The organism is Massilia sp. LXY-5, assembly GCF_059801075.1.
Genome location: NZ_JBNNEH010000002.1, coordinates 605,169 through 617,700 on the forward strand (window position 1 = coordinate 605,169; position 12,532 = coordinate 617,700).

Consider the following 12,532-nt stretch of genomic DNA (forward strand, 5'->3'; position numbering starts at 1 on the left):
GGGGCCGCTCATGAGCCCCTCCGGCCCCTTCATCCGCCGCCCGGTTGCGACAGCCCTGCTGATGCTGGCCATCGTGCTGGCCGGCCTGGTCGGCTACAAATTCCTGCCGCTGTCCGCGCTGCCGCAGGTCGACTTCCCGACCATCCAGGTACAGACCCTGTACCCCGGCGCCAGTCCCGAGGTCATGGCGCGCACGGTCACCGCGCCGCTGGAGCGCCAGTTCGGCCAGATGTCGGGCCTGTCTCGCATGAGTTCGACCAGCGCCGCCGGCGTCTCGATCGTGACCCTGCAGTTCGGCCTCGGCCAGACGCTCGACGTGGCCGAACAGGAAGTGCAGGCCGCGATCAATGCCGGCGGCTCGCTGCTGCCGGCCGATTTGCCGGCGCCGCCGGTCTACGCCAAGGTCAACCCTGCCGACGCGCCGGTGCTGACCCTGGCGATCACCTCCGACACGGTGCCGCTCACCGAAATCCAGAATCTGGTGAATACGCGCCTCGCCCTGAAAATCAGCCAGGTCTCGGGCGTGGGCCTGGTCTCGCTTTCGGGCGGCCAGCGTCCGGCCGTGCGCATCCAGGCCGATACCGAGGCGCTGGCGTCCTACGGCATGGGCCTCGATTCGCTGCGCACCGCGATCACGGCGGCCAACGCCAACAGCGCCAAGGGCAGCTTCGACGGCCCGACCCGCGCCTACGCGATCAATGCCAACGACCAGCTGGTGACGGTCGACGATTACAAGAACCTGATCGTCGCCTACCGCAATGGTGCTCCCGTACGCCTGGATAACGTGGCGAAGGTCGTCGACAGCGCAGAGAACGTGCGCCTCGGCGCCTGGGCCAACCTGAAGCCGGCCATCATCCTGAACGTGCAGCGCCAGCCGGGCGCGAACGTCATCGCCACCGTGGACGCCATCAAGGAGCGCCTGCCGGAACTGCAGGCCAGCCTGCCGGCCTCGCTGCGCCTGGACGTGCTCTCCGACCGCACGACCGGCATCCGCGCCTCGGTCGAACACGTGCAGATCGAGCTGCTGCTGGCCGTGGCGCTGGTGGTGCTGGTGATCTTCGCTTTTCTCCACAGCGTGCGCGCCACGGTGATCGCCAGCCTGGCTGTGCCGATCTCGCTGATCGGCACCTTCGGCGTCATGTACCTGCTCGGCTACAGCCTGAACAACCTGTCGCTGATGGCGCTGACGATCGCCACCGGCTTCGTGGTCGACGACGCCATCGTCATGATAGAGAACATCGCGCGCTATATCGAGGAGGGCGAAAAGCCGATGGCCGCGGCAATCAAAGGCGCGGCGCAGATCGGTTTCACCATCATCTCGCTGACGGTCTCGCTGATCGCCGTGCTGATCCCGCTGCTGTTCATGGGCGACGTGGTCGGGCGCCTGTTCCGCGAGTTCGCGGTGACGCTGGCGATCACGATCCTGATTTCCGCCGTGGTGTCGCTGACCCTGGTGCCGATGATGTCGGCGCGCTGGCTGCGCAGCCATGAGGAAGAAAAGCCGGGCCGCCTGGCGCAAAAGACGCAGGCCTTCTTCGACCGCGTGATCCACAAATACGACCGCGGCCTGGACTGGGTGCTGGCAAGGCAGGGCCTGACCCTGATCGTCGCCCTGGCCACGCTGGCGCTGACGGCCCTGCTGTGGGTAGTGATCCCGAAAGGACTGTTCCCGACCCAGGACACGGGCCAGCTGCAGGCGCGGGTGGAAGCGCGCCAGGCGATCTCCTACGCGCGCATGGCCGAGATGCAGCAGGCGGCGGCCAAGGCCATCCTGGACGATCCGGCCGTGGAATCGCTGGCCTCGAACGTGGGCGTGGACGCCGCCAACAACACGATGCTCCACGCCGGCACCATGCTGATCAATTTAAAGCGCGACCGCGACGGCGACCCGGACGAGATCATGACCCGCCTGAAGCGGCGTGTCGCGAACGTCGCCGGCCTGACCCTGTATCTGCAGCCGACCCAGGACCTGACCATCGACGCCGAAAGCGGCCCGACCCAGTACCGCGTGTCGCTGGAAGGCGCCGACAATGCCACCGTCACCCAATGGGCGCGCAAGCTCGTCGATCGCATGGCCCGGCAGAAGCAGCTGCGCAACGTCACCACCGACGCCGGTGCGATGGGTGCGGCCGCCGTCGTCCACATCGACCGCGACACCGCCTCGCGCCTCGGCATCACGGCGTCCAGCATCGACGACGCCCTCTACAGCGCCTTCGGGCAGCGCATCGTCTCGACCATCTTTACCGAGACCAACCAGTACCGCGTGATCCTGGAAGCGCAACAGGACGAGGCAATGTCGCTGGCCGCCCTCGGCCGCCTGCAGCTGCGCACCAGTTCCGGCGAGCCGACCCCGCTGTCGGCGGTGGCGACGATCCGCGAAGAGCAGGCCCCGCTGCAGGTCACCCACGTGGCGCAATACCCGGCCACGACCATCGGCTTCGACACCAGCACCGGGACTTCGCTCGGACAGGCCGTCGATTCGATCCGCGCCGCAGCCGCCGACATCAGGATGCCGCCCTCGGTGACGCTGACCTTCCTCGGCGCTTCCGGTGCGTATGAGAACTCGCTGTCGAACCAGCTGTGGCTGATCCTGGCCGCCGTGGTCTGCGTCTACATCGTGCTGGGCGTGCTGTACGAGAGCTATATCCACCCGCTGACCATCCTCTCGACCTTGCCTTCGGCGGGTGTGGGCGCCTTGCTGGCGCTGTGGGTTACGGGGCAGGGCCTGGGCGTGATCGGCATCATCGGCATCATTCTCCTGATCGGCATCGTCAAGAAGAACGCGATCATGATGATCGACTTCGCGATCGAGGCCGAACGCGACCAGGGAAAATCCCCGCTCGACGCCATCCGCCAGGCGGCACTGCTGCGCTTCCGCCCGATCCTGATGACGACCCTCGCCGCCCTGTTCGCCGCGGTCCCACTGATGTTCGGCTGGGGCGAGGGCGCCGAGCTGCGGCGTCCCCTGGGTCTCGCCATCTTCGGCGGCCTGATCCTCAGCCAGCTGCTCACGCTGTTCACCACGCCGGTGATCTATCTCGCTTTCGATCGTCTTTCGCGCCGCTGGAGCGGCAAGGCGCCCGCCAGGCCACGTGAGGTCGGCGCATGAACCTGTCGAAGCCCTTCGTCCAGCGCCCGATCGCGACCGTCCTGCTGACGATCGGGCTGGCGTTGGCGGGCATTGCCGCCTTCTTCGTGCTGCCGGTCTCGCCGCTGCCGCAGGTCGACTACCCGACGATTTCGGTCTCGGCCTCGCTGCCCGGCGCCAGCCCGGAGACCATGGCCAGCAGCGTGGCGACGCCGCTCGAGCGCAGGCTGGGCACGATCGCCGGCGTCAACGAGATGACCTCGAACTCGGGCAGCGGCTCGACCCGCGTCAGCCTGCAGTTCGACCTGAACCGCAAGATCGATTCGGCTGCGCGCGAAGTGCAGGCTGCAATCAATGCCGCACGCGCCGACCTGCCGTCCACCCTGCGCAGCAACCCGACCTACCGCAAGGCCAATCCGTCGGACCAGCCGGTGATCATCCTGGCGCTGACCTCGAAATCGCGCACCCCTGGCCAGATCTACGACGCGGTCTCGAACATCGTCCAGCAGCGCCTGGCCCAGGTGCCGGGCGTGGGCGAAGTCGAGATCGGCGGCGGCTCGCTGCCTGCCGTGCGCGTCGAACTCAATCCCTATTCGCTGAATCGCTACGGCGTCTCGGCCGAGGATGTGCGCGCCGCCATCCAGTCGAGCAATCCGAACCGCCCGAAAGGGGCGCTGGAGGGCAACGGCAACCGCCTGCAGATCTATTCGCAGGCCGATACGCCAACGAATGGCCGCAGCGCCGCCGACTACCGGGGTCTCGTCGTCGCCTGGCGCGACGGCGCCGCGATCCGCCTGCAGGACGTGGCCGACGTCATCGACGGCCCGGAAAACATCAACACCCTCGGCCTGTTCAACGGCGAGCCGGCAGTCATCGTGCTGATCACGCGCCAGCCGGCGGCGAACGTCATCGAAACGGTGGACGGCGTGCGCGCGCTGCTGCCTTCGCTGCAGGCCCAATTGCCGGGCGACGTGACCCTGCAGGTGGCCTCGGACCGCACCAATTCGATCCGCTCCTCGCTGCACGAGATCGAATTCACGCTGATGGTCTCGATCCTGCTGGTGGTGCTGGTGGTGAGCGTGTTCCTGCGCAGCGCCCGCGCCACCGTCATCCCGGCAGTCGCCACGGTGGTCTCGCTGCTGGGGACCTTCGGCGTCATGTACATGCTGGGCTTCAGCCTGAACAACCTGTCGCTGATGGCGCTCACGGTCGCCACCGGCTTCGTCGTCGACGATGCCATCGTGGTGCTGGAAAACACGGCGCGCCATATCGAATCCGGGATGGACCGCATGCAGGCGGCGCTGGTCGGCGCGCGCGAAGTGGGATTTACCGTCCTCTCGATCAGCCTCTCGCTGGTGGCGGTCTTCATTCCGCTGCTGTTCATGGGCGGACAGGTCGGACGCCTGTTCCGCGAATTCGCGGTGACGCTGTCCGCAGCCGTCATGATCTCGCTCGTCATTTCGCTGACCACCACGCCGATGATGTGCGCCTGGCTGCTGAAGAAAGGCCATACCATCGAGCGTCCGCCGGGCCGCCTGGCGCGCTGGGCGGAAGGCGGCTTCGACTGGATCCATCGCGTCTACGAGCGCTCGCTCGACTGGGCGCTGGGCAGCATGGCGCTGGTGATGGTCATTCTCGTGTTCGTCATCGGCCTGAACGTCTACCTGTTCTCGGCGGCCCCCAAAGGCTTCTTCCCGCAGCAGGACACGGGCCAGATCAGCGGCGGCATCCGCGCCGACCAGAGCATCTCCTTCCAGGCGATGCAGGGCAAGATGCGCCAGCTGGTCAACATCATCAAGCGCGACCCGGCGGTCAACACCGTCGTCGGCTTCACCGGCGGCGGCCGGGCAGGGGGCGGCTTCATGTTCATCGACCTCAAGCCCGCATCCGAGCGCACCGACAAGGGCCAGGCCGTGATCGCGCGCCTGCGCCCGAAACTGGCGCGCGTGACCGGCGTCTCGCTGTTCCTGAATCCCGTGCAGGACCTGCGCATGGGCGGACGATCGAGCAACTCGACCTATCAGTACACGCTGAAAAGCGACAACGCCGGCGACCTGAAAAACTGGGCCGGCAAGCTGGCCGACGCCATGAAGCGCCAGCCGCAGCTGGTCGACGTCGACACCGACCAGGCCGAGAACGGCGTCGAGATGTACGTCTCGATCGACAAGGCGACCGCCTCGCGCCTCGGCATCAGCACGCGCGACGTCGACAATGCGCTGTACAACAACTTCGGCCAGCGCCAGGTCGCGAACATCTACGATGAGCTGAACCAGTACCACGTGATCATGGGCGTGGCGCAGAAGTATGCGCAGACGCCGGAGGCGCTGAAGGATGTGTACGTGCCGGCGAAACCGACCGCCACCGCAGCTGCCAGCGCGAATACCACTCCGGCGCCGGCATCCAGCCTCACGGCCACGCGCGACGCCTCGGGCGGTTCGGCCCTGTCCCGCAGCGCCACGACGATGGTGCCCTTGTCCGCCATCGCCAGCTTCGCCGAGAGCGCCACGCCTACCTCCGTCAACCACCAGGACGGCGAACTGGCGACGACCGTGTCGTTCAACCTGGCCGAGGGCGCCAACCTGGAAGACGGCAAGGCCGCCGTCAAGCAGGCGGAAGCCGACATCGCCATGCCCTCCAACGTGCGCGGCAGCTTCCAGGGCACGGCGCGCGCGGCCGAGGAATCGAACAAGGAGCAGCCGCTGCTGATCCTGGCGGCGATCGTCGTCATCTACATCGTGCTCGGCATCCTGTACGAAAGCCTGATCCACCCGATCACGGTGCTCTCGACGCTGCCCTCGGCCGGCGTGGGCGCCGTGCTGGCGCTCCTGATGTTCAACATGGAGTTCACGATCATCGCCCTGATCGGCGTGTTCCTCCTGATCGGCATCGTCAAGAAGAATGCGATCCTGATCATCGACTTCGCGCTCGATCTCGAACGCTCGAAGGGCGTCTCGGCCCTTGAAGCCGTGCGCGAAGCCTGCCTGCTGCGCTTCCGTCCGATCCTGATGACGACCCTGGCTGCGGCGCTGGGCGCGCTGCCGCTGGCGATCGGCTTCGGCGAAGGCTCCGAATTGCGCCAGCCGCTGGGCATCGCCATCATCGGCGGCCTGGTCGCGAGCCAGTTGTTGACGCTGCTGACCACGCCGGTGGTCTACGTCCTGCTCGACAAGCTGCGCCGTCCGACGACGGGCGAGCGCGAACTGGCGCGCCATCCGGTCGAAGACGAAGCCCTGCCTTCCATTTCACGATGAGACCCTGTATGCAGAAATCCAAGCCGTTCCGATTGACCGCGTTTTCCATGGCCCTTGCCCTCGGCCTTGCCGGCTGCGCCGTCGGCCCCGCCTACCAGCGCCCGGCCACGCCCGAACCCGTGGCGTTCAAGGAGCTCGAGGGCTGGGTGCCGGCCGCGCCTGCCGACGCGCTCGAGCGCGGACCGTGGTGGCAGCTGTTCGGCGATCCGGCCCTCGATGCGCTCGTCGCCGGCGTCGAGGTCTCGAACCAGAACGTGGCCGCCGCCGTCGCCAACTACGCGGCCGCGCGCGCGGCGGTGCAGCAGGAGCGCGCCGCCCTGTTCCCGTCGCTCTCGCTGACCCTGGGCGCCGACCGTTCCGGCGTACGCGGGCAGGGAGCGGACAACCGCTATCGCCTGAACCTGGGCGGCAGCTGGGAGCCGGATGTCTGGGGCCGCCTGCGCGCCGGCGTCACCAGCGCCCAGGCGGGCGCCGAGGCCAGCGCTGCCGATCTCGCCAGCGCGCGCCTTTCGGCGCAGGGAGAGCTGGCTTCGAACTATTTCACGATCCGCGCGCTCGACGCCCAGCGCGCCCTGCTTGAACGCACGATCGCCGGCTACGAGCGCGAGCTGCAGATCACGACCAATCGCTTCAACGCCGGCATCGCCGCCCGTACCGACGTGCTGCAGGCCCAGACCCAGCTCGCCACAGCGAAGAGCGACGAACTCTCGCTGCGGCGCCAGCGCGCCCAGTTCGAGCACGCGATCGCAATCCTGGTCGGCAAGGCGCCGAGCGAATTCGCGCTGGCGCCGCTCCCCGACTGGCGCGTGACGGTGCCGGACGTGCCGGTCGGCGTGCCGGCCACGCTGCTGCAGCGCCGTCCCGACATCGCCGCCGCCGAACGCGAGGTCGCCGCCGCGAACGCGGAGATCGGCGTCGCACGCGCTGCATACTTCCCGAACATCGGTTTATCGGGCTCGCTCGGCACGAGCGGCAGCCGCGTGGGCGACCTGTTCAAGCTCTCGAACGCGGCCTGGTCCTTCGGCCTGTCTGCGGCGCAGGCTATCTTCAACGCCGGCGCCACGCGCGCCGCCGTCGCCGGCGCCGAGGCGCGCCACCAGGCGGCCGTCGCGCGCTACCGGCAGACGGTGTTGACGGCCTTCGGCGACGTCGAAGACCAGCTCACGGCCACCCGCGTGCTGGCCCAGCAGCAGGACCTGCGGCGCCAGGCCTCGGAGGCCGCCGACCTGGTCGAGCAGCAGATCATGAACCGCTATCGGGCGGGGCAGGTGGGCTATACGGAGGTGGTGCAGGCCCAGGTCACGGCCCTGAGCGCGCGCCGCTCGCTGGTGCAGGTGCAAAGCGACCGCCAGACGGTGGCGGTGGCCCTGATCCAGTCGCTCGGCGGCGGCTGGCATGCGGGCAGCCAGCCTTGAATTAGCGCCATTCGTACCAAGCTTGGGTTGTCAACTACTCTAGCCGGGACTGTCATGTTCTTCTTCCGCCATCCCAAGCCCGTCATCGACGGGCGCGCAGTGGCCGTGCAGGTCGTGCAGCAGAAGGCCACGCAGGAGGTCTCGCGCACGCTGCTGATCGTCGATGCGCCCGCGGCTCCAACCGAGCCGCCGCTCACGATCGAACCGGAAGGACCTGACTGACTGGTCCGGTAACCGCTACACACTGTCGAAGAATTTTACGCCAGCAACAATTTTGCGCCGTGGAAAGCTTTAACTATTTGTTTTCTATTGTCAATTTTTCCTAGGCACAATTCCTGCTTTTGTGCGTCCTGCAGACTTGATATACGCCGGGTGCTACGAAAAAGCATGACTCCGATTGCCCGGACATCCAATCAATGGTCCAGATCCAGGACCTGTCACATGGGGCAAGAAGAGTTCAATGAATATGATCAAACGTTTGAAAAGTGCCGCTGCCGTTGCCATGCTGCTGTCGGCCGGGGTAGTCAATGCGGGTATGTACCAGTTCGACCTCACCGGCGATTACACGGCCAGCTGGCAACTCGATTCCACTGTTGTACCGGATGAGAGCTGGATGGGAGACGCCTTCCTCGTGGAGAATGTTCAGGGCCGTTTTCAAGGGTCGTCCTCCGATCGCGCCGGCATCTGGTTTTACAACGCGAAATATGCCGGTGGGCTGGAAATCGACGCTTATGATCGCCCTGGCTTCCTGCTTGTTACCGACGGCCCCCAGCTGTACACCGGTCCTGAAACCGGCCCGACTTTCAGGCTCGGCACGTTTGCCATGACCCAGCCCCCTCGCCTGGGTTCGGGCCGTTATATCTTGACGGTGACGGACCTCGACGCCGCGCCTGCGGATGTGCCTGAGCCGGCGTCCAGTGCCATGCTGCTCACCGGCCTGGGGCTGCTGTACGCATCCATGAAGCGCCGCAGCGCGTAACAAGGCGTTGCTTCCCAGCCGGTAGTACGACGCTGGAAGGGGCACGGTAATGAGGTCAGCCAGGACGAACATGATGCTGCCCACTTCTGCGCGCCGCACACCACGTTGCGGCGCCCGCGCGCCGCGAAGGCTCGTCGCGCGTGATCGTCCGGCCGATGAAATCGCCACGCGAGATGCACAATGGATGACCGGTTCCAGACGCCATGACACTGCGCAACAGTTGCGCACGCAACTGTTTGTACCGTGACAAACGTTCCTCCCTTTCCCTGGTTCTGCTCTCGTCGCTTGACGAGCGGCCCGCCGAGAACGGGCAGCCCGGCGTGTCCGATCAGGATGTGCTGCGCCGCGCCTGGCGCGGCGCGAGCTTATTGCCGTACCTGCTCCGGCACGGCCTGCGGCTCCTCCGCCCGCCGCGCCCATTTCTGCGCCAGCACCGCGCACACCATCAGCTGGATCTGGTGAAACAGCATCAGCGGCAGGATGATCATCCCCAGCGCCGACGGCGCGAACAGCACCTTGGCCATCGGCACGCCGCTGGCCAGGCTTTTCTTCGAGCCGCAGAACACGATCGTGATCTCGTCTTCTTTCGAAAAGCCGAGCCGGCGGCTGGTCCAGACGGACAGGCCGAGGGCAATCGCCAGCATCACACAGGACAGCACGCTCAGCACGACCAGCGCCGTGCCCGAGATGTGCTGCCACAAGCCCTCGTTGACCGACTCGCTGAAGGCCATGTAGACCACCAGCAGGATCGAGCCCTGGTCGACATAGCGCAGCACGGGTTTATGGCGGTCGATGAAGGCGCCGATCCAGGGGCGCAGCAGCTGGCCGGCCAGGAAGGGCAGCAGCAGCTGCTCGACGATTTTCCAGATTTGCGCCAGGCCCGAGCCCCCGGCGCTTTGCGCACCCTGCAGCACCAGGGTTCCGACCAGCAGGGGCGTGAGGAAGATGCCGAGGAAGTTCGAAGCAGTGGCGCTGCAGACGGCCGCCGCGACGTTCCCGCGCGCCAGCGCCGTGAAGGCGATCGAGGACTGCACGGTGGACGGCAGCACGCACAGGAACAGGATCCCCATCGTCAGCTCCGGCGTGAGCAGCTTCAACGCCAGCGGTTCGATGGCCAGTCCCATCAGCGGGAACATGACGAAGGTCGCGGACAGCACCAGCAGGTGCAGGCGCCAGTGGGTCAGGCCGGCCACCAGCGCTTCGCGCGAGAGCTTGGCGCCGTGCAGGAAGAACAGCAGGCCGATTGCCAGCGTGGTGACGTCGCCGAGGACGAGGGCGGCCTGGCCGCTGGCCGGCAGCAGGCTCGCCAGCAGGACCATGACCATCAGGCCGATGGTGAAGGCGTCGAGCGCGAGGCGGCGCATGAGGGTGGAGACAGAAGTGGCAAGGCTGCGCATGGGATCTCGGGCGGGAACGTCGGTGAATGGCCATTCTAGCCTCAAGCATGGCGGCGTGCCGCGGCGTGCGCGGAACGCGGGTATCGACGCCAAAAAATCGTTTTCCCGCTCTTCCCAACCGGGCTATACTCCCGGCTTGTTTTTACTCATCATTCGGGGTCTGTCTTGTTCAAATCGATCGTTCTTCCCGTCGCTCTCCTGGGCGTCGCCGGTCATGCCCTGGCCGACGAAGGCCAGTGGCAGCCGCACCAGCTGCCGCAGCTGAAATCCGAACTGAAACGCATCGGCATCACGATGCCGGCCGAGAAACTGGCCGACCTGTCGAAGCATCCGATGAGCGCGATCGTGTCGCTGGGCGGCTGCTCGGCCTCCTTCGTCTCGCCCGACGGCCTGGTGGTCACCAACCACCACTGCGGCTATGGTGCGATCCAGCGCAATTCGACCCCGGAAAAGAACTACATCGTCGACGGCTTCCTGGCGAAAACCCGCGCCGAGGAACTGCCGGGCGGTCCGAACACCCTGGTCTACGTTACCGAGAAGGTCGAGAACGTGACCGATCGCGTGCTGAAGGGCCTGGGCGCGAACCTGACCGGCCGCCAGCGCAACGAAGCGATTTCCTCGCGCGTAAAGGCCCTGATCGCCGAGTGCGAGAGCGACAAGGCCTACCGCTGCTCGGTGCCGGCCTTCCACCGCGGCCTCGAGTACTACCGCATCAAGCAGCTGATGATCCGCGACGTGCGCCTGGTGTACGCACCGTCGGACAAGATCGGCAACTTCGGCGGCGACATCGACAATTATGAATGGCCGCGCCAGACCGGCGACTATTCCTTCCTGCGCGCCTATGTCGGCCCGGACGGCCGCCCGGCCGATCCGTCGCCGAACAACGTCCCGTACAAGTCGAAGGATTATCTGGTCGTCTCCGCCGAAGGCCTGAAGAACGGCGATCCGATCCTGCTGGCCGGCTACCCGGGCCGCACCAGCCGCTACAAGCTGCCGTCCGAGATCCGCTTCGCGCGCGACACCGACTTCCCGGCCAAAGCGGCCACCATTACCGCCGACCTGGCCGTGATCGCCGAGGCTACCAAGGGCAATCCTGCCTGGGACGTGCGCTACGCCAGCGTCGCGAAAAGCCTGAACAACGTGCTGAAAAAGACGCAGGGCCTGATGGACGGTTTCGCGCGCAAGGACGTCGCGGCCATCAAGGACGTGCAGGACGCCGAGTTCCGTGCCTGGTATGCAAAGAATGGAAGCGGTCCGCAACTGCTGGCCGACCTCGACGCCGTGATCGCCGCCGACATGGCGCTCTCGCGCGAAGAGGCCGCCTATGCGGAAGCCTCGCATAGCGACCTGCTGAAAAGCGCGCGCACCCTGTACCGCCTTGCCCAGGAACGCCAGAAGCCGGACGCCGAGCGCGAAGCCGGCTACCAGGAACGCGACCTCTCCTTCATCAAGGCCCGCCTGACGCGCCTGGAGCAGTCCTTCGTGCCGGGCGTCGACCAGGCGCGCTATGCCGCTGCCCTGAACCGCTATGCGAAGATCGATCCGAAGCTGCGCCCGCAAGGGCTGGACGCGCTGCTGCCGGCCGCGAATAGCCTGGGTTCCCTGTACCAGTCGACCGAACTGGCCGACACCAACAAACGCCTGGCCTGGATCGGCAAGGACGTCGACGCCTTCCGCGCATCGAAGGATCCGTTCATCGTGCTCGCGGTGCGCCTGAACGAGGTCGCGACCAATCTGGACGAACGCCGCAAGGAAGTCGACGGCAACCTCGATCGCACCATTCCGCAGTACATGGCGGCCGTCATCGCGTACAAGAAGTCGCAGGGCAAGCCGGTCTATCCGGACGCGAATTCGACGCTGCGCGTGACCTTCGGCACCGTGGCGCCGTACACACCGCGCGACGGCCTGGTCAAGGGACCGTTCACGACGGTCGAGGGCATCCTCGAGAAGGCGACCGACAAGGACCCGTTCCTGGTTCCGGCAGCGCTGACCGAAGCGGTGAAAGCGAAGCGCTATGGCGTGTTCAAGGATCCGGTGCTGAATACGGTGCCGGTGAACTTCCTGTCGAGCGCGGACACGACCGGCGGCAATTCCGGTTCGGCCGTGATGAACAAGCGCGGTGAACTGGTCGGCCTGAACTTCGACTCGACCTACGAGTCGATCACCAAGGACTGGTACTTCGACACCGCGATCACGCGCGCGATCCACGTCGATATCCGCTACATGCTGTGGGTGATGAAGGAAGTCGACCATGCCGACAACCTGCTGAAGGAAATGACGATCAAATACCCGAAGAAGTAAGCGGGCAGATGGACCGTTAAAACCGCGCCCCGGAGATCCGGGGCGCGGTTTTTTTATGCCAGGGCGGCCGCCGCCGGCGCCAAAAAAACCGCAGCGCCAGG

The 12,532-nt window shown here is 66.3% G+C and carries 7 protein-coding genes; 6 read left to right on the forward strand and 1 reads right to left on the reverse strand.

What is annotated here, in order from left to right; translation table 11 throughout:
• The first annotated feature begins 10 nt into the window (after positions 1–10).
• The 5 genes from ACI48I_RS06260 to ACI48I_RS06280 all read left to right on the forward strand — a co-directional run bounded on the left by ACI48I_RS06260 (position 11) and on the right by ACI48I_RS06280 (position 8,733).
• Positions 11–3,109 (forward strand): efflux RND transporter permease subunit, encoded by a 3,099-nt coding sequence (locus ACI48I_RS06260; RefSeq protein WP_498573646.1) that lies wholly within the window; start codon positions 11–13, stop codon positions 3,107–3,109.
• Positions 3,106–6,339, forward strand: coding sequence for an efflux RND transporter permease subunit (locus ACI48I_RS06265; RefSeq protein ID WP_498573647.1), 3,234 nt, complete (start codon positions 3,106–3,108; stop codon positions 6,337–6,339). The genes ACI48I_RS06260 and ACI48I_RS06265 overlap by 4 nt, the downstream gene beginning before the upstream one ends.
• A 47-nt stretch (positions 6,340–6,386) precedes the next feature.
• Positions 6,387–7,754, forward strand: coding sequence for an efflux transporter outer membrane subunit (locus ACI48I_RS06270; protein WP_498573648.1), 1,368 nt, complete (start codon positions 6,387–6,389; stop codon positions 7,752–7,754).
• A gap of 54 nt (positions 7,755–7,808) precedes the next feature.
• Positions 7,809–7,976, forward strand: a complete 168-nt coding sequence (locus tag ACI48I_RS06275; RefSeq protein ID WP_498573649.1) for a hypothetical protein — start codon at positions 7,809–7,811, stop codon at positions 7,974–7,976.
• Positions 7,977–8,214: 238 nt separating this feature from the next.
• Positions 8,215–8,733 carry a PEP-CTERM sorting domain-containing protein gene (locus ACI48I_RS06280; RefSeq protein WP_498573650.1) on the forward strand — a complete coding sequence of 173 codons (519 nt, stop codon included), beginning with the start codon at positions 8,215–8,217 and terminating at the stop codon, positions 8,731–8,733.
• A gap of 365 nt (positions 8,734–9,098) precedes the next feature.
• On the opposite strand, the gene ACI48I_RS06285 is transcribed toward ACI48I_RS06280, so the two are convergent.
• Positions 9,099–10,130: a bile acid:sodium symporter family protein gene (locus ACI48I_RS06285; RefSeq protein WP_498573651.1), complete on the reverse strand. Its 1,032-nt coding sequence runs from the start codon at positions 10,128–10,130 to the stop codon at positions 9,099–9,101.
• 165 nt (positions 10,131–10,295) lie between these two features.
• On the opposite strand from ACI48I_RS06285, the gene ACI48I_RS06290 reads away from it, so the two are divergent.
• Positions 10,296–12,431 (forward strand): S46 family peptidase, encoded by a 2,136-nt coding sequence (locus tag ACI48I_RS06290; RefSeq protein ID WP_498573652.1) that lies wholly within the window; start codon positions 10,296–10,298, stop codon positions 12,429–12,431.
• The last annotated feature ends 101 nt before the right edge of the window (positions 12,432–12,532 follow it).